Origin of the sequence: Hyphomonas sp. (assembly GCF_041689225.1) — a bacterium.
Lineage (GTDB): Bacteria > Pseudomonadota > Alphaproteobacteria > Caulobacterales > Hyphomonadaceae > Hyphomonas.
The window spans coordinates 57,254-81,935 of sequence record NZ_JBDNGN010000163.1; the positions used below are offsets into that span (position 1 = coordinate 57,254).

At 62.4% G+C, this 24,682-nt stretch carries 29 protein-coding genes; 15 read left to right on the forward strand and 14 right to left on the reverse strand.

Features of this window, described 5'->3' with window-relative positions; genetic code table 11:
- Positions 1-9: 9 nt before the first annotated feature.
- The 3 genes from ACESNB_RS16295 to ACESNB_RS16305 are packed head-to-tail and all read right to left on the reverse strand — an operon-like array spanning position 10 to position 3,719.
- Positions 10-1,674, reverse strand: coding sequence for a sulfatase (locus ACESNB_RS16295; RefSeq protein ID WP_373009226.1), 1,665 nt, complete (start codon positions 1,672-1,674; stop codon positions 10-12).
- A 19-nt stretch (positions 1,675-1,693) separates the two neighbouring features.
- Positions 1,694-2,719 carry a glutathione S-transferase family protein gene (locus tag ACESNB_RS16300; protein ID WP_373009229.1) on the reverse strand — a complete coding sequence of 342 codons (1,026 nt, stop codon included), beginning with the start codon at positions 2,717-2,719 and terminating at the stop codon, positions 1,694-1,696.
- Between the two features lie 13 nt (positions 2,720-2,732).
- A complete protein-coding gene (locus ACESNB_RS16305) occupies positions 2,733-3,719 on the reverse strand; it encodes a haloalkane dehalogenase (RefSeq protein ID WP_373009231.1) in 987 nt (328 codons plus the stop codon).
- Positions 3,720-3,879: 160 nt separating this feature from the next.
- Between ACESNB_RS16305 and ACESNB_RS16310 the strand changes: the two genes are divergently transcribed.
- Positions 3,880-4,269, forward strand: a complete 390-nt coding sequence (locus ACESNB_RS16310) for a DUF4345 family protein (protein WP_373009233.1) — start codon at positions 3,880-3,882, stop codon at positions 4,267-4,269.
- Here the strand turns inward: ACESNB_RS16310 and ACESNB_RS16315 are convergent.
- A complete protein-coding gene (locus ACESNB_RS16315; RefSeq protein WP_373009235.1) occupies positions 4,261-5,748 on the reverse strand; it encodes a glycerol-3-phosphate dehydrogenase in 1,488 nt (495 codons plus the stop codon). The two genes, ACESNB_RS16310 and ACESNB_RS16315, sit on opposite strands and share 9 nt — an antisense overlap.
- A gap of 8 nt (positions 5,749-5,756) precedes the next feature.
- On the reverse strand, positions 5,757-6,380 hold the full coding sequence (locus tag ACESNB_RS16320) for a DnaJ domain-containing protein (RefSeq protein WP_373009237.1): 624 nt from the start codon (positions 6,378-6,380) through the stop codon (positions 5,757-5,759).
- A gap of 13 nt (positions 6,381-6,393) precedes the next feature.
- Here ACESNB_RS16320 and ACESNB_RS16325 point away from each other — a divergent pair, with 13 nt between their 5' ends.
- On the forward strand, positions 6,394-6,684 hold the full coding sequence (locus ACESNB_RS16325) for a BolA family protein (RefSeq protein WP_373009239.1): 291 nt from the start codon (positions 6,394-6,396) through the stop codon (positions 6,682-6,684).
- A 77-nt stretch (positions 6,685-6,761) separates the two neighbouring features.
- Entirely contained in the window at positions 6,762-7,103 is a 342-nt protein-coding gene (locus ACESNB_RS16330; RefSeq protein WP_373009241.1) for a hypothetical protein, read from the forward strand.
- Here the strand turns inward: ACESNB_RS16330 and ACESNB_RS16335 are convergent.
- Genes ACESNB_RS16335 through ACESNB_RS16345 form a run of 3 tightly spaced genes read right to left on the reverse strand, consistent with a single transcriptional unit; the run spans position 7,083 to position 10,070 of the window.
- Positions 7,083-8,345: an HlyC/CorC family transporter gene (locus ACESNB_RS16335; RefSeq protein ID WP_373009243.1), complete on the reverse strand. Its 1,263-nt coding sequence runs from the start codon at positions 8,343-8,345 to the stop codon at positions 7,083-7,085. The genes ACESNB_RS16330 and ACESNB_RS16335 overlap by 21 nt on opposite strands.
- Positions 8,346-8,370: 25 nt before the next feature.
- The gene (aroB, locus tag ACESNB_RS16340) at positions 8,371-9,501 is read right to left on the reverse strand and encodes a 3-dehydroquinate synthase (RefSeq protein WP_373009245.1); all 1,131 of its coding nucleotides are present in this window, start codon (positions 9,499-9,501) and stop codon (positions 8,371-8,373) included.
- Complete coding sequence (locus ACESNB_RS16345; RefSeq protein ID WP_373009247.1) at positions 9,498-10,070, reverse strand: shikimate kinase; 573 nt, start codon at positions 10,068-10,070, stop codon at positions 9,498-9,500. The genes aroB and ACESNB_RS16345 overlap by 4 nt, the downstream gene beginning before the upstream one ends.
- Before the next feature lie 108 nt (positions 10,071-10,178).
- Here ACESNB_RS16345 and ACESNB_RS16350 point away from each other — a divergent pair, with 108 nt between their 5' ends.
- Both ACESNB_RS16350 and ACESNB_RS16355 read left to right on the forward strand, forming a co-directional pair.
- Positions 10,179-10,313: a hypothetical protein gene (locus tag ACESNB_RS16350; protein ID WP_373009249.1), complete on the forward strand. Its 135-nt coding sequence runs from the start codon at positions 10,179-10,181 to the stop codon at positions 10,311-10,313.
- Complete coding sequence (locus ACESNB_RS16355) at positions 10,303-11,895, forward strand: hypothetical protein (protein ID WP_373009251.1); 1,593 nt, start codon at positions 10,303-10,305, stop codon at positions 11,893-11,895. The genes ACESNB_RS16350 and ACESNB_RS16355 overlap by 11 nt, the downstream gene beginning before the upstream one ends.
- A gap of 3 nt (positions 11,896-11,898) precedes the next feature.
- On the opposite strand, the gene cysK is transcribed toward ACESNB_RS16355, so the two are convergent.
- Positions 11,899-12,885, reverse strand: a complete 987-nt coding sequence (cysK, locus tag ACESNB_RS16360; RefSeq protein ID WP_373009253.1) for a cysteine synthase A — start codon at positions 12,883-12,885, stop codon at positions 11,899-11,901.
- A 92-nt stretch (positions 12,886-12,977) separates the two neighbouring features.
- On the opposite strand from cysK, the gene ACESNB_RS16365 reads away from it, so the two are divergent.
- Both ACESNB_RS16365 and ACESNB_RS16370 read left to right on the forward strand, forming a co-directional pair.
- Positions 12,978-13,895 (forward strand): tyrosine recombinase, encoded by a 918-nt coding sequence (locus tag ACESNB_RS16365; RefSeq protein WP_373009255.1) that lies wholly within the window; start codon positions 12,978-12,980, stop codon positions 13,893-13,895.
- Positions 13,896-13,966: 71 nt separating this feature from the next.
- Positions 13,967-14,200, forward strand: a complete 234-nt coding sequence (locus ACESNB_RS16370) for a hypothetical protein (RefSeq protein ID WP_373009257.1) — start codon at positions 13,967-13,969, stop codon at positions 14,198-14,200.
- Between the two features lie 54 nt (positions 14,201-14,254).
- Here the strand turns inward: ACESNB_RS16370 and ACESNB_RS16375 are convergent, their stop codons facing one another.
- Positions 14,255-14,428, reverse strand: coding sequence for a YqaE/Pmp3 family membrane protein (locus ACESNB_RS16375; RefSeq protein ID WP_373009259.1), 174 nt, complete (start codon positions 14,426-14,428; stop codon positions 14,255-14,257).
- A gap of 111 nt (positions 14,429-14,539) precedes the next feature.
- On the opposite strand from ACESNB_RS16375, the gene ACESNB_RS16380 reads away from it, so the two are divergent.
- The 4 genes from ACESNB_RS16380 to ACESNB_RS16395 all read left to right on the forward strand — a co-directional run bounded on the left by ACESNB_RS16380 (position 14,540) and on the right by ACESNB_RS16395 (position 17,073).
- Positions 14,540-15,595 carry a CoA ester lyase gene (locus tag ACESNB_RS16380; protein WP_373009261.1) on the forward strand — a complete coding sequence of 352 codons (1,056 nt, stop codon included), beginning with the start codon at positions 14,540-14,542 and terminating at the stop codon, positions 15,593-15,595.
- Between the two features lie 94 nt (positions 15,596-15,689).
- On the forward strand, positions 15,690-16,127 hold the full coding sequence (locus tag ACESNB_RS16385; protein ID WP_373009263.1) for a hypothetical protein: 438 nt from the start codon (positions 15,690-15,692) through the stop codon (positions 16,125-16,127).
- Positions 16,124-16,540, forward strand: coding sequence for a nuclear transport factor 2 family protein (locus ACESNB_RS16390; RefSeq protein WP_373009265.1), 417 nt, complete (start codon positions 16,124-16,126; stop codon positions 16,538-16,540). The genes ACESNB_RS16385 and ACESNB_RS16390 overlap by 4 nt, the downstream gene beginning before the upstream one ends.
- Positions 16,537-17,073, forward strand: a complete 537-nt coding sequence (locus tag ACESNB_RS16395; RefSeq protein ID WP_373009267.1) for a GNAT family N-acetyltransferase — start codon at positions 16,537-16,539, stop codon at positions 17,071-17,073. Before ACESNB_RS16390 ends, ACESNB_RS16395 begins: the two co-directional genes overlap by 4 nt.
- Here ACESNB_RS16395 and ACESNB_RS16400 read toward each other — a convergent pair.
- Positions 17,070-18,824, reverse strand: a complete 1,755-nt coding sequence (locus tag ACESNB_RS16400) for a putative bifunctional diguanylate cyclase/phosphodiesterase (RefSeq protein ID WP_373009269.1) — start codon at positions 18,822-18,824, stop codon at positions 17,070-17,072. The two genes, ACESNB_RS16395 and ACESNB_RS16400, sit on opposite strands and share 4 nt — an antisense overlap.
- A gap of 124 nt (positions 18,825-18,948) precedes the next feature.
- Here ACESNB_RS16400 and hisB point away from each other — a divergent pair, with 124 nt between their 5' ends.
- Entirely contained in the window at positions 18,949-19,545 is a 597-nt protein-coding gene (hisB, locus tag ACESNB_RS16405) for an imidazoleglycerol-phosphate dehydratase HisB (protein WP_373009272.1), read from the forward strand.
- On the opposite strand, the gene ACESNB_RS16410 is transcribed toward hisB, so the two are convergent.
- On the reverse strand, positions 19,542-20,522 hold the full coding sequence (locus tag ACESNB_RS16410; protein WP_373009274.1) for a Coq4 family protein: 981 nt from the start codon (positions 20,520-20,522) through the stop codon (positions 19,542-19,544). The two genes, hisB and ACESNB_RS16410, sit on opposite strands and share 4 nt — an antisense overlap.
- Positions 20,523-20,628: 106 nt before the next feature.
- Between ACESNB_RS16410 and hisH the strand changes: the two genes are divergently transcribed.
- The 3 genes from hisH (at position 20,629) to ACESNB_RS16425 (ending at position 22,439) form a co-directional block, all read left to right on the forward strand.
- Complete coding sequence (hisH, locus tag ACESNB_RS16415) at positions 20,629-21,273, forward strand: imidazole glycerol phosphate synthase subunit HisH (protein ID WP_373009276.1); 645 nt, start codon at positions 20,629-20,631, stop codon at positions 21,271-21,273.
- Positions 21,270-22,001 (forward strand): 1-(5-phosphoribosyl)-5-[(5-phosphoribosylamino)methylideneamino]imidazole-4-carboxamide isomerase, encoded by a 732-nt coding sequence (gene hisA, locus ACESNB_RS16420; protein WP_373009278.1) that lies wholly within the window; start codon positions 21,270-21,272, stop codon positions 21,999-22,001. Before hisH ends, hisA begins: the two co-directional genes overlap by 4 nt.
- Positions 22,002-22,226: 225 nt before the next feature.
- Complete coding sequence (locus tag ACESNB_RS16425) at positions 22,227-22,439, forward strand: hypothetical protein (RefSeq protein WP_373009280.1); 213 nt, start codon at positions 22,227-22,229, stop codon at positions 22,437-22,439.
- A 240-nt stretch (positions 22,440-22,679) separates the two neighbouring features.
- On the opposite strand, the gene ACESNB_RS16430 is transcribed toward ACESNB_RS16425, so the two are convergent.
- Together ACESNB_RS16430 and ACESNB_RS16435 are read right to left on the reverse strand one after the other, a co-directional pair.
- On the reverse strand, positions 22,680-23,783 hold the full coding sequence (locus tag ACESNB_RS16430; protein ID WP_373009282.1) for a hypothetical protein: 1,104 nt from the start codon (positions 23,781-23,783) through the stop codon (positions 22,680-22,682).
- 238 nt (positions 23,784-24,021) lie between these two features.
- A complete protein-coding gene (locus ACESNB_RS16435) occupies positions 24,022-24,216 on the reverse strand; it encodes a hypothetical protein (RefSeq protein WP_373009284.1) in 195 nt (64 codons plus the stop codon).
- Between the last annotated feature and the right edge of the window lie 466 nt (positions 24,217-24,682).

Sequence of the window (24,682 nt, forward strand, 5' to 3'; positions counted from 1 at the left end):
GGCGTCCTCTCAGTTCGGCCACCAGACATATTCATCGTCCGGCCCCACCTTGTCGGCCGCCGTCTTGTCGATCGCGACCGGAGACTCGATCGTATACGGGTAAAGCGGTGCCACAGAATCCGCCAGGTGCGCATCAAGCAATGCCTGCAATTCCGCCACTTTCCCGGTTCGCGTCTCAGCAAGATTCACCTGCTCGGTGGGATCATTCGCAAGATCGAACAACCAGTTCTTTTTCTGTCGTCCGTCCACGTGCAGCTTCCAGTCACCGGCCCGCACGACATGGTAGTAGCCGCTCTGCCAGAACAGGGCATCGTTCGGATGCGAAATCGTCCCGCTCCCCATTGCGACCGGCAACATATCGCGCCCGTCAATCTCGACCCCTTCTGGCAGCGTCGCCCCTGCGGCCGAGGCGAGCGTCGGCATCACGTCGATATGCGCAACCGGTGTATTGATCCGGGTTCCGGGCGTAATCTTCGCGGGCCATTTGACGAACATCGGCACACGGATACCGCCCTCGAACAGAGTGATCTTCCATCCGCGATAGGGCTGGTTGATCTCCGGCAAGCCGATATAGCCCGCGCCGCCATTGTCGCTGGAAAAGACAATGATCGTGTTGTCGGCAAGACCCTCGTCTTCCAGCTTCGCCGTGATTTCGCCAACGCTTCGGTCCAGCGCCCGCAACATCGCTGCATAGACGCGCAGGCGATGCGGTTCGATGTCGCCCACCGCCTCATAGTCTTCCTTCGTCGCCTGCAGCGGCGTGTGAACGCCCCAATGCGCCAGATACAGGAAGAACGGCCGGTTCCGGTTCGCCTCGATCACTTTCAGGCTTTCATCCGTCCAGTAATCTGTCAGGTAACCACCCGGCGCGAACCAGGCGCCCGAATTGAACGCAGCGGCGAACTGCATCCGCGCCCAGAGGAATGTGTCGATCGGGTCGAAATCGAGCTTGGCATTCACGACATCCGGATCATCCTCGGGCAGGAACAGGCCGCTGGCCATCAACAGGCTTTCATCAAACCCCTGCGCGTTCGGATTCGATTCGGCGCTGCGGCCCAGGTGCCATTTGCCGATATGCACCGTGTGATAGCCTTGCGCCTTGAGCACTTCGGCAATCGTCACTTCCGATCCCGGCAGGCCCATCTCCGCGAACGGCAACGCATCATCCGCCGCGTCGCGATTGTAATCGACAGGCGGAAGCGCCCCGCGATCCATGTCATTGGCAAACATCGACACGACCTTGCCCATGCCCGGCGGCGTCGGCGTGAACGCGAACCCGGTCCGCGTGGGATAACGCCCCGTCATCAGCATCGCACGCGACGGCGCGCAGGTACCATTGCCGGCATAGGCCTGCGTGAACAGCGCGCCATCGGCCGCCAGCCTGTCGATATTCGGCGTCGGCACACGTCCTCCCGCAACACCGCCACCGAACGTGCTGAGGTCGTTGACGCCAAGGTCATCGACCAGGATGAAGACAATGTTCGGCGGACGGTCAGCAGCAGCCAGCGCTGCCACATCGGGGCCCTTGTCCCACTCAATCGGCACATTCGGTGCCACATCGGTCCGGCCGCTATGGGTCGCCACATAGAGGATCACGGCCTTGCGGTTCAGGAAGCCGATCACACCGGCGCCCAACAGCACGATCACCAGGCCTATAGCGAGTTTCTTCCACATCGGTGCAGGCTCCCCGGCCTTAGTCAAAAAGTGTTTCGCAACCCGTTCCGGATAAAAGGGCGCCGACGGAGCCCCGTTCATTTCCGGACAGGGCTTCATATCCCTCGCGCAACCATTTCAGGCACTTGGCCTGATAGGGAAAGCTGGGCTGTGTCCAGGCGCGACCGTCAATCTCTGTCTCGAAACTTTTCTCGCCCACCATGATGGCCCCGGCATTGGCGATCAGGAAAGGCGCATAGACGCGGCCGATCTCCGTCAGGAGCGGTGCCAGTGCCTCGCGGGCCTCATCTGCTCCGAACCAGCCGTCTTCCTGCGGATCAAGGCCGGACAGGTCTTCCATGAGGTCGACCCAGGCCCTGACGCGCGGCGAGCGCGCTACGGTGATCGCCGCCGATGTTGGCTCGACGATCGCAAGCTGGGTGAGTTGGCCAAAGATCGCAAAATCTGCTGAAGATGGGCGCCCGCCCAGTACGAAACCTTTCTTCTGCAACAGCTCATCAAGAATCCCGATCAGGCGGGCATAAGAGGATTCAATCGTCTTCGCCGTGACATCATTCGACCCGACGACATAGAGCCGGTCGAACTGCCGTTTGGAAATCGCGTCCGAAACCTTGCCAGCGTTCTCGGCATCCAGCGTGTTCTGCGACCAATAGATCAGCAGCGGTCCGGCATTGTCATAATCGGCCTGATGCGCCCATCGAAAATGGAACATCGCCTTGGTCAGCCATTCGTCGGCATAATCCTCGATCAGGTCATTCAGGAAGGACAGGACGGGATCGGACGGAAGCACCGAGCGGCCCGCATATTCGGACTCAAGCCGCCGGGTGATCGGCGTCGAATCCGTCACCGCCATCATGCCGCCTTCCTCGTCAGGATAGTAGAAAGTCGGCAACAGCGGCACTTTCGGCACCGGATAGCCCGGCTTCGGCGGCCGTCCCGCCGACCAGCTCACCTGGTAGAGAATGCGGCGATAGCGCAGCAGTGCTACCATCTTGCGGGTATACGGAGAGCCAGGCGCGCCCATCAGTTCCAGCGGTGCAGTCATGGTCACGGCGTCCTCATGTTTCCTGGATGAAAGCGATAATTTCCTTGGAGAGCGCTTCTGGCTGATCTTCCTGAAGGAAGTGGCCGGCGCCCTTGATCGTGACATTCTTCACATTCCCAAGGCGTTTGATAAAGGCCTGCTCGCCGCCTTTCGTCACCGGGTCGCCATCGCTGAAGGCTGTCAACACGGGAAAATTGCGCGCTTCCAGCACGGCCCACGCGGCGTCGCCGGCAATCCGGTCGGCCTTGTGTTGCGGCAACAGCGGAACGCAGGACGGAAATTTCCGGGCACCCGCCACATAATTCTCATCCGGGAACGGCGCCTCATATCCGTCCAGTACCGCGTCATCGGAAATATTGGACAGGAGCCCGAATACGTCGCGCACCGAAAAGTCCGGCGCCTCGGCGCAATACTTTATCCAATAGATAAAGGCGCCGGGCGTGCCGCCGGAAAACTGTTCCTGAACCATCGCAGCGGTCGGAACCGGGACCATCGGATACATCTTCCCCATCATGTTCGAGATATCGTCTGTCAGCGTCGTCGTATTGGGCAGGCCCGTATTTGCGATCACGAGGCGCTTGAATCGGTCCGGCTGGTCGCCGACGGCACGCAGGCCGAGCAATCCGCCCCAGTCCTGGCACATCAGGGTCATGCCGGTCAGGTCGAGACCGGCAAGGAACTGGTTCATCCAGTCGACATGGCCGGCATAAGTGTAGTCATCGACCGATGCCGGTTTGTCGGACTTGCCGAAGCCGACCAAGTCCGGCGCGACGACCCGGTACCCCGCACCTGTCAGGATCGGAATCATCTTGCGGTAAAGATAGCTCCAGCTGGGCTGGCCGTGCAGACAGAGGATGATCTCGCCGTCGCGCGGCCCCTCATCGACAAAGTGCATGCGCAATTCGGTTCCGTCCTGCGCCTTGACGACATGATAATGCGCGGCGAACGCATAGTCTTTCAATTGCGCGAAACGGGTCTCCGGCGTTCTTAGAACATCCACGGCAGGGCCTCTCTTTTCGCTAGACATATTTTATTGGCAGCGATACTGTCAATACATTGAATTGGGACGGGGACGCACGCGGCCTGTACTTTGGGCCTGAATGCATACTCTATGTTCCGCGAAGCGGGCCGAAATCAAGAGCCTGCGCTGGGAGGACAAGATGATCTGGATTGCACGGGTGGGCGTTGCGCTTGCCGGACTATTTTCGCTGGCCATGGGCCTTCTGTTCTGGGCGGACCCGATGAAGGCCGGCGCGATTCTCGGCCTGACCAGTATCGACGCCCTCGGCACGAATTCACTGCGGGCAGATCTGGCGGCCTTTTTCCTCGTCAACTTCATCGCCTGCGCGCTCGCGCTTTTCCGCGGCAAGGCCCATTGGCTCTACGGATCGGCGCTGGTTTTCGGTCTGGCCGTATCCGGACGCTTCATCGGCGTCATCATTGACGGCGCCCCGGCCGGGATCGCGCAACCCGTGATTATCGAACTCGTGCTTGTCGGCCTGCTCATCTTCGGCGCGCGCCAGCTCGGCCCGCGCGCCGCCTCAGGCTGACACCTGGCGCTCCAGCCAGGTCGCAAGGTTCGCCTGCTCTGATTCCGTCAGGTGCAGGCGCAACTTACTGCGGCGCCACAGAATGTCTTCTGCCGTATGCGCGAATTCATGCCGCATTAGGTAGGTGACTTCGGCTTCATGCAGGCCGCCCCCAAAGTCGCGGCCAAGCTCCACCGTGCTTTTGGCCGTGCCGAGAAGCGCGTCGACACGCGTGCCATAGGCGCGCGCCAGCCGCCGCAGGAGGCGCTGCTCCATCCAGGGATGGCGCAGTGACAGTCCGCGCAGGAAGTCCTCGAAATCAGCGCCCGGGATATCGCCGCCCGGCAGGCTCGCCGATTTGGTCCACGGCTTCGTCATGCCCGGAAAGTCCGGCCCGAGCTCCTTGAGCGCATGCTCGGCGAGTTCGCGATACGTGGTGATCTTGCCGCCGAAGACCGACAAGACAGGCGCGCCGCCCGTCCGGTCGCAGCTCAGCACATAGTCACGGGTCACTTTCGATGCGTTCGCTGCATGGTCGTCATAGAGCGGGCGCACACCGGAATAGGTCGCCACAACATCCGCCGGCGTAATCGACCGTTTGTAATATTCGCTGGCCCCGGCGCAAAGATAGTCGATCTCTTCCTGGCTGATTTCGACCTTGTCCTTGTCGGCCTCGTAGGGCACATCCGTCGTCCCGATCAGCGTGAATTCGCCCCGCTCATAGGGAATCGCGAACATGATCCGCCCGTCGCCATTCTGGAAGAAATAGGCATAGTCGCCTTCATGCCATCGCGGCACGATTATGTGGCTGCCCTTCACGAGGCGCAGGTTTTTCTGGCGCGTACCCGGCTCGGCCAGTCCGAGAATCTCGTCGACCCAACCGCCGGCCGCATTGACCACGGCGCGGGCCATCACGGTCTTCTCGCCATCAGGTCCCCGCAGGGTCGCCTCCCAATGATCGGCATGGCGCGCCAAGCCGACGCAGGCGGCCTGCGTCAGGACTTCCGCCCCGCGCTCCTGCGCATCGACAGCGTTCAGCACGACCAGCCGCGAATCCTCGACCCAGCAGTCGGAATATTCAAACGCCAGCCGGAATTCCTCGCGCAATGGATCCAGCCGGTCGGTCTTGTTCCGCCGCAGCGTACGGGTCGGCGGCAGCATCTTGCGCCCGCCCATATGGTCATACAGGAACAGTCCCAGCCGGATCAGCCAAGCCGGCCGTAAGTCCTTGTCATAAGGCAGCACGAACCGCATCGGCCAGATAATGTGCGGCGCCGCACGCAGCAGGATTTCCCGCTCGATCAGCGCTTTGCGCACCAGCGCGAAGTCATACATTTCGAGATAGCGCAGGCCGCCATGGATCAGCTTCGTGCTCGCTGAACTCGTGTGGGCGGCCAGGTCATCCTTCTCGCAGAGGAGAACTTTCAGGCCCCGGCCAGCCGCATCGCGCGCAATGCCGGCCCCGTTAATGCCGCCGCCAATGACCAAGAGATCGTGCACGCTCCGGCCTAGTCCTTCATCAACCCGCCCGCCTTGAGCAGCTTGCCGGCCCGGATCACCCGTTGCAGCTTGTGCTCAGACGACCGGTCACCCTTGTTGGAATCGGGGTGGAAGCGACGGACATATTCGGCATACCGTGCGCGGATCTCGGCTGGCGTGGATGTCGCCTCGAGGTCGAGCTCGTTCAACGCGCGGACCTGCAGCGCCGACCGGCGCGCCTTTGCGCCGCCCTCGGCATTGCCCGCATCATCGACATTAAAAAAGCCGCGGCCCGCCCAGTTGCGCGGATCATGGCTTGTTGCCGCCTTCTTGCCGGCCATCGGACCGGTCCCGAATTTCCAGGTCCGTTTGTGCCCGTAGCGTTCCGAGCGCGTGAACGAGGCGGCCTCGGCCTGCGACATACCCTCGAAGAAATTGAAGGCACGATTGTATTCGGTGATGTGGGCCTGGCAAAAATGTAGCTTGCCCTTGCCGCCGCGCTTGGGCGCCGGGAAGGCACCCTCGAGCTCACATTCCGGGTGCTCGCACACACGCGTCTTGCGCGCACGTGCCTTCGACGTCTCCTCGGCAGGAGGCTTTATCCGAATATCGGTAAACTTGACGCGGTAGCTGAAGGGGTCTGAATCTGACATAGTTGGGCATAATATGGAGATGATCGTAAACATGCCACAACCAAGTGACAGAACTTCGCGAATTCGTGATCTTTTAACTGCGGCTTTTGAGCCCGAACACCTCAAGATCACCGATGATAGCGCCCGCCATGCGGGTCATGCGGGGGCTGCACCGGGCGGGGAAACCCATTATAATATAGAGATTACGTCAAATGCCTTCGCCGGCCTCTCGCGCGTGCAGATTCAGCGCACCGTCATGCTCGCACTGCAAAAAGAATTCGATTCAGGACTCCACGCACTCTCTCTACAGGCGAAAATGCCATGATTGACCGTATTTAATCCATCGGGGAACCGGATTTCGAATCAATCGTTTCGTCTTCGAACCGTCGAGGAGAACGGGTGATGGTACTGAAAAGAGTGATACTGGGCGCCGCTTGCCTTTTCGCCAGCGGAATGGCCTCAGCAGAGAACGCACGTGGCGAGTTCGACATGCCGCTACTGAAAAATATCCAGCAAACCGTATGCGCCGGCGACAGCGAAATTGTCTTCGTGCCGGTCTCGCATGATCTTTCAACGTTCCGCACAACCTATGCGGTGATCGCCTTGAGCAATCCGGATCCAGATTCAGCGAACATCGTCTCGGAACGCGAAAGGCTCTGGCTGAACGTCAATGGCTGCAATGAACCGCGCATCGAAGCGGTCCATGCCTCCGGCGAACTGAACTCAGGCGGTTTCAATTTCTGAAATATTCAGGCCGGTCACCTGGTTGCGCTGGCGCCGCAGGATATTGAACCGATAGCCGTGGAATACGAAACTCTGTCCGGGTTCGGGGATAGTCTGCGCTTCGTGAATGACCAGACCCGCGACCGTGACGGCCTCATCGTCCGGCAGGTGCCATCCGGTGGCCCGGTTAAGGTCACGCACCGGCACCCAGCCATCGACATTGACCGTTCCATCGGCCTGCGGGCGCACGCCCTGAACGGCCACGTCATGCTCGTCATGGATCGAACCGACGATTTCTTCCAGAATGTCTTCCAGCGTGATCAGGCCCTGCAGCTCACCATACTCGTCCACGACGAGCGCGAAATGGCCGCGCTTGGCCAGGAACAGCTCCAGCTGGTCCTGAACCGGTGTTGTCTCCGGCACGAACCACGGCTTGCGCAGGATGCCTTCCAGGTCGAGCGACGCCAGGTCGCCGCCTAGCGGCAGCGCCGCACGCAATAGGTCCTTGGCGTGCAGGATGCCGACAATCTCTTCCTTCTCGCCACGATAAAGAGGCAGGCGCGTATGCGGGCTGGCCAGCGCCTTCATCACGATCTGGCGTGGTTCCAGGTCGGCGTTCAACATCTGGATATTGCGCCGGTGGATCATCACGTCCTCGACCGTCAGGTCCTTCAGGTCGAGCGCGCCGACAAGGCGCAACCGGTCTGCCGCATCGACAGTGCCTTCAGACGCATGCAGGTCGATCGCACCGCGAATTTCTTCTGCGGCTGACAGGGCGTCGGCAGGTGTCGCGAGTCCCATCAGTTTCAACGTGGCCATGACAATCATCTGGATCAGCTTGACGATCCACGAAGCGGAAATGACGAGCAGGCCAATCGGCCGCGCAACGGCCATCGCCATCGAATCGGTCCGCGTAATCGCATACGTCTTCGGCAACACTTCGGAGAACACCAGGACCAGAACGGTCATGACCCCGGTCGCCATGACCAGCGCCAGGCCGCCCTGCCCGAACAGGAGCGTGAACAGCGACGTCGCCAGCACCGATGCCAGAATATTGACCAGGTTATTGCCGAGCAGGATCGACCCGATCAGCCGTTCCCGGTCGGAGATCAGGCGATTCACGGCAGCCGCGCGCTTGTCACCCTCTTTTTCAAGCTGATGCATGCGGGCGCGTGACGCGGCCGTCAGCGCTGTCTCCGATCCTGAAAAGAATGCCGACATGCCGAGCAATAGAAGGATCGCGATGATGTATCCGGCTATCATAGTGTTCCGAGTTCGGTGATGATCCTCACGCCTTTTCCAGTTCGCCCAACAGGAACGCCGCAACAGACTTCAGGTCGGCGTCGGGATGGATATAGGACTGGCCGATCGCCCGCGCCAGAATAAGCGGAACCTGTCCGCCCCGCGCCTTCTTGTCCTGTTTCATCAGGTCGGCAAGTTCTGTCGCCTCATACGGCCCGCCGGGCACCTTGCCGAGTTCCACCGGCAAGCCAGACGCCGCGATCACACGCGCCACTTTGGCGGCCGCGTCCGGCGACGTGATTCCTTCGGCGGCGCCATAGCGGAACGCGAGTACCATGCCGAGCGCGACGGCTTCGCCGTGCAGCACGTCGGGCCGATACTGGTTGGCCGCCTCGACGGCATGGCCGAACGTATGGCCCAGGTTCAACAGCGCCCGCACGCCGCCTTCCGTTTCGTCCTCGGCGACAATCGCCGCCTTGGCCCGGCAAGAGGTTGCCACCGCATGCTGGATCGCATCCGGCGCGAGCGCCAGCACATCGGCGCCGTGCGCCTCCAGCCAGTCAAAGAAGGCTGCATCATTGATCAGGCCGTATTTCAGCACTTCGGCATAGCCGGCACGCAGGTCGCGGGCCGGCAAGGTGGCCAGCAGGGCCGTATCGGCAATCACGAAGCGCGGCTGGTAGAAAGCGCCGATCATGTTCTTGCCGCGCGACGTGTTCACCGCGGTCTTGCCGCCAACTGAACTGTCGACCTGTGACAGCAATGTCGTCGGCACCTGCACGAAGCCCATGCCGCGCTTCATCAGGCTGGCAGCCAATCCGGCAATATCCCCGATGACTCCGCCGCCAAACGCCACCAGGATGTCGCTGCGATCGGCACCGGCACCCAGCAGCCAATCCAGGATGCGCTCGAGGTTGGAAAAGGATTTCGATTGCTCGCCCGGCGCCAGCGCCAGCACCTCGGTCGTGATGCCGCTCGGCGTGAGCGCCGCGTCCAGCGCGCCCATGTGAAGGCGCGCGACCGACTCGTCGGTCAGTACAAAGACGCGTTTACGCTTCAGCAGCGGTGCCAAGCGTGCGCCCAATTGGGACAGCGCGCCATGCCCTACGACGATATCATAGCTACGGTCGCCAAGGCGGACACGAACAATTTCCGGCTCTGGTGAAGTGTCGCTCATACCGGTTCCCACGTTTTCAAGGCTTTTATAATTGCGTTCACGGCCGTCCCGTGCGGACCGTCCTTGCTGTGCACGATCAGGTCAGCCTGCGAATAGACCGGCTCCCGTTCCAGCAAAAGGTCCCGCAGGACCTGTTTTGCGTCAGCGCGCTTCAGCAAGGGGCGCGTGTTCTTTTTTTGCACCCGGCGCCACAGGGTCTCGAGATCGGCGCTCAGCCAGATCGTCACGGCTTTTTCACGCAGCAGAGCGCGCGTCTCCTCGTTCAGGTAAGCGCCGCCGCCGGTCGCCAGGACGTGCGGTTCTTCGCTCAGCAGCCGTTCGAGCACTTTCTGCTCACCACGCCGGAAGTCTGCTTCGCCGTGCATCGTGAAAATATCGGCCACCGAAAGCCCAGCCGCTTTCTCGATCTCATGGTCGCTATCATAGAACTTGCGGCCCAGTTTCTCGGCCAGGCGCCGCCCGACCGTCGATTTTCCCGCGCCCATCAGCCCCACAAGCGCGATCGTCCGGGACGCAAAGGCAGGCGCCGGATCGGTTATTTGCGCGGGACTGTCGCTGTCAGCGGGCATTGCAGGCTTTCATTCACTATTCAGACCAATTCCTATAGAGACGGAACTGTGTGAGCAATCGGTCAACGGCCGATGCAGAAGTGAATTCGACCCAGGGGTGCTAATCAAATGCGCAAATTTCTCATCATTCTCGGCATTCTGGTCATTCTCGGCCTGGTCGGCGCCTGGTGGCTCGGCCAGCAGGCCGTCAAGAACAAGCCGGCCGCTGGCGAAGTGCGCATGGAGGTAGAGAGTGTCCTCTAGGTCCTGGCCGGCGGTTTTCGCCGCCGCTGCATCCCTTTGCCTCTCCGCGAGCGCCCAGATCGAGGATTCCGGCCTGCAAATGGTCGATCCCTGGGGCATGGGCTTCCTGGAGGCTGGCGAACCGGCCCTGCCGGCGTCCATGTGGCGCGCCTCAAGCACGGAAACCCTGTTGCCAATGATGCGCGCTGTCCGCACGCAGGGCCTGACGCCCGGTGAGCGCACGCTCATGCGCCGCATGGCCCTGTCGCCCGCGACCGCGCCGCAAGGTGACCAATCCCCCGCCCTTCTCGCCGAACGCGCCCGCATCCTGTTCGAACTCGGCGAAGCCCGGCCCGCCGCCAGCCTCATGGCCCGCCTGGAGATATCGCCGCCCGGGCTCGACAGCGACGAGATCGCCACCGACCTGAACCTCGCGCTCGGCAACGAGGCCATGGCCTGCGCCGAGAATACCAGTGCGCTGCGCGAGGGTGCCTATTGGGCCAAGTTGCGCGCGGTTTGCGCGGCGCTGCGCGACAACACGGCCGGCGCGGAACTCGCCATCGAAATGGCGAGCAGTCAGGGCGTCAATGACAGCTGGCTGACCTCGGCCGTCTTCGCTGCGTCCGGCGACCTGCCAAATCCTCCTAAGGCGAAATATGACAGCGGTATCGCACTCGCCATCTCGTCCAAGGCGGGCCTTGCCCCGCCAGACACCGCCCTGTCGCCGATCCGCCCCGACCTCGCTGCCGCCATGGTTGCCCGCCCCGGCCTCCCCGCCGCCACGCGCGCGGAAGCCGCCGCGATCGCCGCCGAAGCTGGCCTCATCGACGTCTCGGCCTGGCGCCAGGTCCTCGACACATTGTTTGCCGAGCCCGAATTCGAGCCCCGGTCCAAGGTGGAAATCGCCATCGCAACGGCCCGCAACGTCGCCATGCCCAATGACGGCCGCGCTGACGCTATCGCTGATGCGCTGCAGGATGCGGCCATCAACCCGGCACGTTTCGCCGCCGTATCCGCCGTCCTCGCGCCGGAACTCGCCAGCCTCAGCCTGACGAACGAAACAGCGAAACACGCGCTGCTTTTTGCCCGCGCCAGCATCGCCGCGAACGATCCCGAAGGCATGGTTTTATGGACACTCGTCCCCAGCCTCGACGAAGCGCCGCAGACCGATGCGTTCGACTTCGCCTATATCCACGCGCTGGGCGTCCTGTCCGGTTCCGGCGACGCGGCGCAGATCGGCGAAACACTCGTTGCTGAAGCGACCAGCAAGAACGACCGCCAGGGCGCTGCCCGCCTCTTTGCGCTCTGGACGATGACCGGCATCACCCCGCCCCCCTCGGCTCGCGCCCTGATGGCCAGTGACAGTGAAGCGCCCGGCAAGGCCACCAAACCGGGCGCCGTGCTCGCCATTCTCGCCAATGCAGAAGCCGGCGCTGCCGGTGAGGCGATCCTCGCCAGTGTTGCGCTCATCGATGGCGACCCGTCAAAACGCGACGTGGCCGATCTTGCCCTTGTCGGCAGGGCACTCAACGCGATCGGCGCAAAGGATGCGGCCTCCGCGCTCGCGCTGGAGGCCACAGCCTACTGGAAAGCCGCCAAATAGGGCTCAGCCAAGCCCTTCGAACAAGGCGGTCGAGACGTAGCGCTCGGCAAAGGACGGGATGATCACGACAATCGTCTTGCCCGCCATTTCGGGCCGCTTGGCTACATCGAGGCCTGCCGCCAGCGCCGCACCGGACGAGATGCCGACCGGAATGCCTTCGGTCCGCGCAAGGCGCCGCGCATGCGCGATCGCATCTGCATTGGCCACTTTGACCACGCCGTCCATCAGGCTGGTATCCATGTTCCCCGGGATGAACCCGGCGCCGATCCCCTGTATAACATGAGGGCCCGGTTCGCCGCCCGACAGGACCGGGCTCGCTTCTGGTTCCACAGCGAACATTTTCACGGACGGCTTTTTCGCTTTCAGCACGCGCGCACAGCCAGTGAATGTGCCACCGGTGCCAACGCCGGAAATCACGGCATCGACCGCCCCGCCAGTATCGCGCCAGATTTCCTGGGCGGTTGTCGCTTCGTGGATTGCCGGGTTCGCGGGATTGTCGAACTGGCTCGGCATGACGGACCCGGGTATTTCGGCGAGCAGCTCAGCCGCCCTGGCCAGGGTCCCTTTAATGCCCAGCTCCTTGGGCGTCAGGTGCAGTTCCGCGCCAAGAATCGCCAGCATTTTGCGGCGCTCGATCGACATCGACTCCGGCATGGTCAGGATCAGGCGATAGCCGCGCGACGCCGCAACCATCGCAAGTCCGATCCCCGTATTGCCCGAGGTCGGCTCGACCAGGACCGCACCCGGACCGATCTTGCCGTCCTTTTCCATCTGCGTGATCATCCCGATGGCGATCCGGTCCTTCACGCTCGCCAGGGGATTGAAGAATTCAAGCTTCAGCAGCAGGTCGCTTTTCAGGCCTTCTTCGGCTGAAATCCGCGGTATCCGCACGATCGGCGTATTGCCCACGGTCTCAAGAATCGACCCGTAGACCCGCCCGCGTCCCGGCGCATCCAGCGTCACGCCATAATAATCAATAACTCCACCCATAGCTTTTTCCCATCCTGGCTGTTTTTCGCTCGCCGCGCGTCGAGGCGCGCCACATAGAGGCGTCATTAACACAGGCAGGGTAGGCTTGTCCCATGTCAGACCGCGCCCGCATCGAAGCCTTCCTGGAAATGATGAGCGCCGAACGCGGCGCAGCGGCAAACACGCTGGACGCCTATGCCCGCGATCTGGCGGATGCCTCCGAATTCTGCGCCGGCGATCTGTCCGGTGCCACGGCCCGCGACCTCGCCGCTTGGCAGGCCGACCTGTCGGCGCGTGGCATGGCCGCCTCCACCTCCGCCCGCAAGCTGTCAGCGGCGCGGCGCTTCTTCCGCTTCCTGTTCGAGGAAGGCGACCGCAAGGACGATCCCACCGCCAAGATTGACGGCCCGAAAACTGCCCGCGAGGTGCCGGACGTCCTCTCCCGCGAAGAACTCGGCCAGTTGATCAATGCCTGCGGAGACGACCTTCGCCTCAAATGCCTGGTCGAACTTCTCTACGGCGCCGGCCTGCGCGCATCCGAACTCGTCTCGCTTACGCTGGGCAGCCTGCCGCGCCGCAAGGGCGCGCGCTGGGTGACGCAAGACATCATCATTCGCGGCAAGGGCGGCAAGGAACGACTCTGCCCACTGGGCGGCCCGGCGCTCTCCTCCCTGTCAGACTGGCTCGCGGTGCGCGAAGACAGCCTCCCCGCCGGCAGCCTCGCGCGCGGCCGTGCCGAACCCTTCCTCTTCCCCTCGCGCGGCAAGCAGGGCCACCTCACACGCCGCCGCCTCGGCCAGATGCTCGACGCCCTCGCCCTCGCCGCCGATCTCAACCCCGCCCGGGTCCATCCGCATGCCTTGCGCCACGCCTATGCCACCCACCTGTTGCAGGGTGGCGCAGACCTCCGAAGCGTGCAGACGCTGCTCGGCCATGCCGACATCGCGACGACCCAGATCTACACCCACGTCCTCACCGACGAGCTCGCCGAACTGCTCGAAACCAGCCACCCGCTCGCCCGGCGCAACTGATTCTGAAAAAGGCCATTGCGATTCTGCGATAGCGGGACAATATCTCAGGAAATACGATGTGGAGCTTCCCAATGAACCGTTTTTTCAAGGCCCTCGTTCCGACCCTGCTTCTGGCCGAACTCGCCCTCATCACCTCGGCCACCGCCGTCTGGGCGGTGCTCTCGGAATTGCATGCGGGAAAGTACATGATCATGGGCGCTGAAGCGATTGACCTTGTCGCCTCGGCCGTTCTCGCCGTCATCATTTTCCGCCGCGCCTTCGATTCCGAAGCGCGGATGACGCAAATCCCCGTCGAAAACGACTAAAAAGCCGGGCTGCAGCGCGCAGCCAGGTTCTTTTCGTCATGATTTCGCGGCGCGTTAGGCGACCGCAGAGCCGCCGCGCGAGTTCACCCAGAAGGCGTGGATCAAGCCGGGCAACCATCCGATCAGCGTCAACACGACATTGATCACGAATTGCCCCCCGCTACCCTCTTTCATCGCTACGGCGACGGGTGGCAGGAAGATGGTCAACAGGATCCTAAGCAGGGACATGGTGGTTTCCCTTGTCTTGGGTCCGCCCGATCAACGGACAAGGTGCGGCTTTGTTCCTGTTTGACGCAGTGCACCATCAGCCTTAGGCCTGTGGCGGATGAGGAGACACACATGAGCGAGAAGACACCCCGGAACTTTTTCAAGCCGCTGGCCATTGGCGCACCAGAGCCAATGCGCGAACTGCCAACCCGCCTCGAGCGGATGATCCATTTCGTCCCCGGCCATAATGAAAAGGTCCGTTCGAAAACGCCCGCCATGGCCGCCAAGTGCGATGTCATCCTTGCCAATCTCGAAGACGCCATCCCTGCCGACGCCAAGGATGCCGCCCGCGCCGGCGCCATCGAAATGGCGTCCATGTATGACTGGCAGGGCACTGGCACCGGCTTCTGGAGCCGCGTCAATCCGCTGAACTCGCCCTGGTTCCAGGACGATGTGTCCGAACTCGTCCTCAAGGCCGGCAAACAGCTCGACGTGATCATGCTGCCTAAGGTCGAAGGTCCGTGGGACATCCATTTCGCCGACCAGTATGTCGCCCAGCTCGAAGCCAAGGCGGGCCTCACCCGCCCCATCCTGTTCCACGCCATTCTCGAAACCGCGCAGGGCATGGCCCGCGTCGAGGAAATCGCGCTCGCCTCCCCCCGCATGCAGGGCATCAGCCTCGGCCCGGCAGACCTTGCCGCCGACCGCAAGATGAAGACCACCCGCGTCGGCGGCGGCCACCCCTTCTACCGCGTGCTCGAAGACCCGCACGCCGATGGCAGCGCTCGCGCCAGCGTCCAGCAGGACCTCTGGCATTACACGATCGCCCGCATGGTCGACGCCTGCCGCATGGCCGGGATCAATGCCTTCTACGGACCGTTCGGCGACATTTCCGATCTCGATGCCTGCGAACAGCAATTCCGCAATGCCTTCCTGCTCGGCTGCTCCGGTGCGTGGAGCCTGCATCCGAACCAGATCGACATTGCCAAGCGCGTGTTCAGCCCGGCGCCGGACGAAGTGAAGTTCGCCCGCCGCATCCTCGAAGCCATGCCCGACGGCACCGGCGTCGCCATGCTCGACGGCAAGATGCAGGATGACGCGACATGGAAACAGGCCAAGGTCATCGCCGACCTCGCCGATCTCGTCGCCTCGAAAGACCCGGACCTGGCAGCCGCCTATAACGGGTGATTTGCTCTTAACTTGCCGCGTTCGCGTGATAACCTCGCCACAGATGGCGCGGAATACGTTTAGGCGTCCAGAAAACACAAACGGGAAATGCCGGATGATGAAATCAAACCTGTTGCTCACCGCCGCTATCATGTTCGCCGGCTCCGCGCTGGCCGACGAAGCCTGGACCTCCCAGATCGGTGAAGTGGTCTATGAGCGCGACCTGCCAACCGGAGAGGCCGTTCTGTCCTATCCGGCAGCCGATACGGACGCGCGCGGCCTCGCCTACATTGAAGGCCTCGCGCAAACCTATGAGGGTCGCGGCGCGTTTGAAGGCGTCTGGATCGAAGACAACCTGCCGCCCGCCGACGCCTGCAACGTGTCGATTTCCGATCCCGAGACCGGCGTAGCCCGCAACAATTGGGGCCGCATCGAACTCGTCTTCACCGAACCGGATTTCCCGGGCGGCTGGGTCGCCATTCGCGGCGACTGTTTCAATCAGCCTGACAGCTACCTGATCGGCAAACCCGTCATCGCGGAGGACGCACAATGATCGAACTCACCGGACACTCGCCCAATCTTCAACGCTGGTTCGACTGGATGGACGGCAGCCATGATGCAGCCGGCCTCGCAGACCAGCTCGCCGAGCATGTCGTCTTCCGCAGCCCCGTCGTCCATACACCGCAGGAAGGCAAGGTCATTACCATGGCCTACCTCTCGGCTGCCGGGCAGACTCTCGGCGGCGACACATTCCAGTACACGCGCATCTTCGATTGCGGCGACAAGGCCGTGCTCGAATTCGAATGCGTGATGGACGGGATCAATGTGAACGGCATCGACATGATCGAATGGGACGACCAGGGCAAGATCACCGATTTCAAGGTAATGGTCCGTCCACTGAAGGGCACGCAGGCCGTCCACGCAGCGATGGGCGCCATGCTTGCGAAGATGAAGGGCCGTGCATGATCACCGCGCCGCCGACGCTCGTTACCGAGCGCCTGGTCCTGCGTCCGCACCGGGCCAGCGATTTCGAGTCCTGCGCGGCGATGTGGAATGACGAAGATGTCGTCCGCCATGTCGGAGGTACGACCCGGCCCGAACAGGATGTCTGGTTCGCCATGGCGCGTGTGCGCGGCATGTGGCCGCTCGTTGGCTTCGGATACTGGGTCGCTACCGAAAAGGCATCCGGACGCTTCGCCGGGGAAGTCGGCTTTGCCGATTTCAAGCGCGGGATAAATCCGGACCTGTCGGCCTGGCCGGAAGCGGGCTGGGTCTTCAACAGGGTCTCATGGGGCAAAGGCTATGCCACCGAGGCCGTCGGCGCGATCCATGAATGGCTCGACGCACACCGTCCCGGCGCCTCGACCTGCATCATCGACCTGGACAATCTGCCGTCCCGCCGCGTCGCGGAAAAGTCCGGGTACAACTTCTGGTGCAAAGCGCTCTACAGGGATAGTCCGGTCGATGTGTTCCGCCGCGAAGGCGCAGCGACGACCTAGCTGGCCTGGCGCGAATCAAGCGGCAGCGGACTGGCCCTGAACGCGCGCAAGAAATCCAGGAACGCGCCATGCGGCAGGCCGGGGCTATACAGGAAGCCCTGCCCCATCGTGCACCCGCGGCGCCGCAGGAAATCTGCCTGCCGTTCTGTCTCAACGCCTTCGGCTACCGTCTCCAGTCCGAGTGTCTCGGCCATGGCAAGAATCATTTCGACAATCGCAGGGGCCTGCTTGTCGCCTTCGAGGGCCGATACGAACTGGCGGTCGATCTTGAAGATGTCGAACGGCAACTGGGTCAGCATCGACAGGTTGGAGTGTCCGGTTCCGAAATCGTCGATTGCGAGTTTCATGCCCATCATCCGCAGCGGCCCCATGACCTCCGCCACTTTTGCCGGGTTCTCGACGGCCATGCTTTCGGTGATCTCGAGTTCCAGCCGGTTCGGGTGCAGGCCGGTCCGCTTCAGCACGTCCATTACCGTGTCGGTCAGGTTGCCTTGCTCGAACTGGCGGGGTGAAACATTGACCGCCACCGATACGTCCAGGCCTTCGCGCATCCAGATACGCGCCGACTGGCAGGCCGCTTCGAGTATCTGTTCGCCAATCTGGTTGATCAGGCCCGTTTCTTCCGCCAACGGAATGAATGCCGCAGGGGAAATGATCTTGCCGTTGTGCCGGCGCCAGCGCGCCAGCACTTCAGCGCCGACAATCTTGCCGGTCTGGAAATTGACCTTGGGCTGGAAGACGGCCTTGAACTCGCGGTTCGCCACGGCTTCGCGCAGTTCGTCTTCCAGCTTGTATTTGCCTCGGGCGACGCGCGTCAGGCGCGGCGTGAAGAAGCGGAAGCCCGACGTGGCTTCGCCGCGCACAAGACGCAGGGCCAGTTCGGCATGCCGGAACAGCTTCTGGGAACTGTCAGCATCTTCCGGTGCCATGACGATCCCGCCGGAAATACCGAGGGTGACCGTTTGCCCGTTCAACTCGAAGGGTGCAGCAAACGCCTGGCGGATGGCGCGGGCAATGGTCGCTACATGCTCGCGGCTGACGGCATTGGGCATGTAGACGCCGAATTCGTCGGCCTGCAGGGCGGCAATCGTCGCGTCGCGCAGGGCCGCGCCTGCCGGGCCGCTGATCGCGGCAAGTTCAGACTTGAGCCGCTGGCCGGCCTGGGCCAACAAAGCTTCGCTCGCATAGCTGCCCAGCTGTTCGGAGGCGCGTGTGAACCGGTCGAGGTCGAGCATGATCAGGGCAGCTGGCGCTTCGAATGTCGCCCGCATCAATGATTCGGAGATCGCCTTGTCGATCGCGATCATGTTGGACAATCCGGTCCGCGGGTCGACGAAGGCCGTTTCGCGCAGCAGGGCGTTTTCCCGGCGCAGCCTGCCAATCGTGCGCGTGACACCGACGCGCAGGCGGCGCAGTTCAGCGAAATGCATGCCGTCCAGCGACGCTGTGTCATCGAGGTGGGCATTCAGCAGGTAGTCATTGAACCGCTCCAGCGACCGGCGAAAATGGTTGGCCGAGGCATAGGATACCGCTGCCGCCAGGACCGTCGCCACCGCCATCAGCAACAGTAACAGGGGAATCGGAACCGCCGTCTCGAACGGACCAACCCCCAGCTCGAGAACCCGGTAAGCCTGAACAACCGCGATCAGGGCAACAAAGACGAGTGATGCCAGCATACCGGCGACCACGCCCGCAAAGGCGGAAATGGTCATGGTGCCGAAAATTCGGCTCAGGAGTCTCTTCTTTTTCAAGCGCCGATTCGCCTTGTTTTGGCCTGTTGTGGCCATTCCTGAATCGACATTCAGTGAATATGTTTAGAATTCAGTGAATAAAACGCGCTAGCTGTCGAGAATACAGCGCACTATATGGTTCCAGATGATTAAGCACCGCACCGCCACCGTCGACCGCAAGACGAAGGAAACCGATATCTCGGTCACCCTCGATCTTGATGGCACCGGCAAGTCCGATATCGAAACCGGTATCGGCTTCTTCGATCACATGCTGGAGAGCTTCTCCAAGCATTCCGCCATCGACCTCGCGGTCCGCTGCAAGGGCGACCTGCACATCGACATGCACCATTCCGTTGAGGATACGGGCATTGTCATCGGTCAGGCCGTTCTCAAGGCGCTGGGCGACTTTGCCGGCATCACACGCTTCGGCCACGCCTATATCCCGATGGACGAGACGCTCAGCCGCGCCAGCCTCGACCTGTGCAAGCGTCCCTACCTGATCTGGAAGGTCAATTTCGTCCGCGACAAGGTCGGCGAGATGGATACCGAACTGTTCAAGGAATTCTTCCACGCCCTCGCCGGAAACGGCGGCATGTGCCTGCATGTGGAGAATCTCTACGGCGAGAACAGCCACCATATTATCGAGAGCTGTTACAAAGCGACCGCCCGCGCATTGCGGACGGCCGTTGAAATCGATCCGAAGCTCGGCGGCAAGCCTGCCTCGACCAAGGGCAGCCTCTAGGCGGCGGCCGCCATCGCCATTTCGATCAGGTTTGCCGGATAGGGCCGCTCATAGGCCTTGATGCCGAATTGCGCGCGCACCTCTTCCAGCGTGCCTGTCCAGACACTCTCCCAGTCAATCGTGATCATCGGCGGCGTATGGCGTCCGTGCACCCAGGCGCTGGTGATCGTGTCCATCAGGATCGGATAGGCCATCGCATCGCCCTGCGCCCCGATAACGGCCGTGACCGCCAGGAACTGCGCCGAATAACTGTGCCCAAACTGCGACATCTGGAACGCCGAGATCGCGATCTCGTGCAGCGAGGTCGTCTCATAGCCGCCGACGAGGTGCCAGAGGTCATGGGCCTGCAGCATGCGCGTATTGAGATAGTCGAGCGGTGACGGCAGCTGCGACAGGCCAATCGCATCGCGGTCGAGCACTTCGAGGTCGAATGAATTGTCGACAATCACATTATAGAATAGTCGACCCACGGAATTCTCCGGGCAGGCGCCCAGTTCTTCCAACGTATGGCGGCGCGGCAGCGGCAGCGTCGCAATCTCCGACACACCCTCATAGGTGAATGACGTCTTCACCACACGGTCCCGGAAACTGTCATCAAGTTCCTTGCCAAGAGCTGCCGTGCGCGAGGTGACCGCGAGCGCATCCAGCTTGCCCGCCGCACCATCTTCAGTGATCGACCAGAACACGTTCCAAAGATTATCCGGCGCCGTCATGGCAGGTTCGTCGAGTGTCGGGATAGGCGCTGCACCCACAGGCTCGCCAATCCAGCCTTCCGCCAGCGCATCATAAATCTCACCGACACGGTCCGGCGCCAGGAAGGCCGCATGGGCCAGCCGTGCGGCCAGCTTCGTGCGCAATTCATGGCTCGAGGTGCTGTTGGACGCCTTGGCTTCAGCCGCCAGCCATTTCACGTCCGCGACATCCGGAGCTTCGGTCACTTCGCGTTCGAACAGTTCTCTATTGCCACTGAAATTCATTATATCATCCTAGGTAACTCTATACGAATAGTGTTATCATGAATTTGCCGCGAGATGCAAGTGAAACAGCCTTTCGGTTTGCGTGGCAGGGCGCTAAGAGCAGCGCATGAACTCGGTCGCTCTCATCGATTACGGCTCCGGCAACGTCCATTCCGCCGCCGGTGCGCTAAACGAGGCCGCCCGGCGTGCCGGCCTCGCCATCGAGGTCGCCAATACCGCCGACCCCGCCACCATCGCCCGCGCCAGCCGCATCCTCCTGCCCGGCGTCGGCCATTATGCCGATTGCGCCACCAATCTTCACGCCCGCCCCGGCCTGGTCGCCGCGCTCGAATCCGCCGTCCTGCAACAGAACAAGCCCTTCCTCGGCATCTGCGTCGGCATGCAGCTGCTCGCCGATACCGGCCTTGAGGATGGCGAGACGCCCGGCCTCGGCTGGGTCCCCGGCATTGTCGACCATATCGCGCCCGGCCCCGGCCTGCGCGTGCCGCATGTCGGCTGGAACAGCCTCACCATCGCCCGCCCCCACCCCCTGCTCACCGGCCTCGGCCCCGACCCGCACGCCTATTTCACCCATTCCTATGCCTTCACGCCGCACGACCCGGCCGACATCGCCGCGACGACGGACTATGGCGCCCCCTTCACCAGCGCGGTCGCCAGGGGCAACATCTTCGGCACCCAGTTCCACCCCGAAATGAGCCAACGCGTCGGCCTGCAACTGCTCGCCAACTTCCTGCAATGGACCCCCGCATGACCTTCACCCTCTACCCCGCCATCGACCTGAAAGACGGCCAGTGCGTTCGCCTCCTGCGCGGCGAGATGGATGCGGCCACCGTATTCAATGACAGCCCCGCCAACCAGGCCGCCGCCTTCCACGCTGACGGCTTCAGCCACCTCCACGTCGTCGACCTCAACGGCGCCTTTGCCGGCCAGTCGGCCAATGACGCGGCGGTCAAAGCCATCCTCGCGGCGACGCCCGCCCCGGTCCAGCTCGGCGGCGGCATCCGCACCCGCGCCCAGATCGACGCCTGGCTCGAGGCCGGTGTCAGCCGCGTCATCCTCGGCACCGCCGCCCTGCGCGATCCGGACTTGGTCAAATCCGCCGCCCGCGACCTGCCGGGCCGTGTCATTGTGGGCATAGATGCGGTTAACGGCATGGTCGCCGTCGAGGGCTGGGCCGAGACCAGCGACATGAAAGCGGTCGACCTCGCAAAAGCCTTCGAGGGCTGCGGCGTCGCCGCCATCATCGCGACAGACATTGGCCGCGACGGCCTCAAGACCGGCGTCAATGTCGCCTTCACCAGCCAGCTCGCCAATGCCGTCACCATCCCTATCATCGCCAGCGGCGGCGTCGCCAGCACAGCCGACATCACGCAGCTCCGCGCCGCGCCCGGCAAGCCCGTCTCCGGCACCATCCTCGGCCGCGCCCTCTATGATGGCGACATCATCCCCGCCGAAGCCATCGCCGCCGCAACCGCCTGACCCTGCCCCTCCGGCACGCGAATGTGCTATGCTGGTGTCGTGTGTAGAGTGAGGGGCCGACATGCGAGCAGACAAGGGCCCCTTTGCGTTGCCCTGGCCGCCCTCGCGGCCTGCGCCACCCCGCCTACCCAACCGCGCCACGTCATCGCCGTCGGCATAACGCTGCCCGCGGACCTCGACACCCGCATCAACAATGCCTTCACCAGCATGTCGGGCGGCTAGGACATGCGCTTCACGGTCAGCCTGCCGGGCGGCACGGTCACCGGCAGCGACGGCCACCTGCAAATCCCGCCGACAGCGGACAATCGCTGGGTCATCCTGCGGCTCGATGCCACCGGCGCCTTCGTGGCGCTCAGCGAGATAACCAATTACGGCGACGGGCAGCTGGAATCGATCCGCCTCGACGTCGCCGCCACCACGATCTTCCAGCAGCGCTAAACAGACTGCCACCCGCACAGGCTGGGGCTCGGCCGATCATCATTATTCCGTAGACGTCATGGAAGGCGACACTAACCCCGCCCTCTACGCCTTCCGCACCCGCAAGGGCGAACGGGAAAGCCCGCCGCTGGACTAGCGGCCCGTAGGGTGGGTTAGGCAAAACCGCAACCCACCGGACAGGTGGACGGCGTCAGGCAGCGTTGCGTATCGCTCCGCTCAACCCATCCTGCGGCTTGCTGGCTATCTCAGCGACGTGATCGCCACGCCGGGGCGATTGTTCGGCGTCACATATTTCAGGCAATTGTCCGTCACGACTCGCGACCCGGTGCGAATGCCTTCGATAATCTCGCTGGCATCGTCGCTGTCCCGGCATGGCCGCAACTGCGTCAGGCTGACCCCTTCCGCCTGCGCCAGGTCGACCAGGAACATTGACAGGCTCTGTGCCAGCAATTGCGAATTCAGCTGGCGCGCTCGCTTCGCCGCGTTGCGGCTGGCGAGACCGGAGGTCGAAAACTGCCCTTGCCTTGCCTGAGCCGCCGAGACCGAATCCTGCCGATTATCGAGTTGCAGGGACACATAATTGAGCGGGTTGAACTGACCGAGCGCCACCAGTAGCGGCCCCGAAACGGCCGACACGCCCGTATACCAGGCAAAGCCCTGATAGACCTCGTTCCATTCGGCCTGCGAGGCCTCCGTCACAGAGTCGATACCGAAGAAGTCCCGGAGTTTCGAATTATTGCTCAGCGCCTCGACGATACCTGCCTCGCCAATCGCATAGGCTGACATGCCCGCGACACCGGCAATCACGCCCGGCGCCGACACGTCATAGGCAAAGCTCGCATCATCCTCATTCAGTCCGGGATACTCGGCCAGGAAGTTGGAGCCGATCAGCTTCTCATAGACGGTCTCGCCCGTGCGCCGGTCAACGACCCGGTAACGGGCCTTCGTCTTGCCCGCAAAGTCTCGCCCGAACGCATCACTGTCGAGTTCGGTAAACTCGATCTGCAAGGCATAGCGCGCGGCAATCGGCGTCGGCGCCCACAGATCTGACGACCGCAAGGCATATTTCAGCATCGGATCGAACAGGCGGCGATTGGGCTCTTCAAAAAGATAGTCGCGCTGTGACATGCCGCTCACATAATCCAGCACCATGGATTGCCGCAGGCGATCCCCGGGATACCAGCGCACATAATCGGTTGCCGGCAGGTTCGGACGCTGCTTCTCGATTGTCTGCCGCTCGCTCATGAAACCCGGCGTCGCCATCGCGAGATCCTTGCTCGGCTGATGGTTGGCACATGCCGCAAGCAGCAACACACTGGCACTCAGGAGAGCGGTCTTTTTCATTATCGGATCCTCACGGCTGTCGCCCTGAGGTTGATACGCTTGAAACCTTAACAGACTTTTCCCGCAGGCCCCGTAGGATGGGTTAGGCAAAGCCGTAACCCACCAGACAGGCGCGCACTGACCTTCTCTCCTCTCCCTTGGGAGAGGGGGGGCCACCGATCGCGCCACCAACACCGCACCGGCTGTGAAGCCATGTCCCCTCATCCCCAACCCTTCTCCCCAAGGAGAAGAGGGCAACTCAAACCTTCGTCGAAAAAATCTGCCGCAACCGCCGCAGCGTCCGCAACGCATACGCCATATCGCTTTCCGGCGCGTCCGGTGGTGTCTCGGTCTCATGCAGCGGTGCCAGCTTCGCGGCGCGCCGGCTCAATGCCTCGGCGGCGGCTTTCTGGACCGCCTCTGCGGCCCTGATCTCGGTAATCCTGAGGTCCATCACATGTCTCCTCTGCGCGTCTATCCTCGCGCAGCACGGAGCAGCGCTTGGGCACAGTATAGCCGAAAATTGGGGCATTTAGAATGAAAGGTAGGTAAGGAAAAATGTGGCCGACGCTGGAAGGACAACATCACTCCTGAATAGCTAGCTGAGATGCAGTCTTTAGATAGCGGTCATAATTTGCCCATTCCGGCGAAAGGGCGATTTTGTTTTCGGGCACGCCTTTTATTATGTCACGACCGAGGAACCGCACAAAAGAGCGATGAATGTCGGCATCAGGAGCGTCTGCACAGCTTCTCAAGGTCTTATTGAACCGCCCCGGGTTTGCCGGAGGCTCCTTTTCTTAAGAGAGTGGAGCCATGACAGACAAGATACGACGACCATCGTGATGCCTATGAGGCCGAGCCGATTTGCAGGGTCCTGCCGATTGCCCCATCGACATATTACGACCACATCGCAAAGCGTC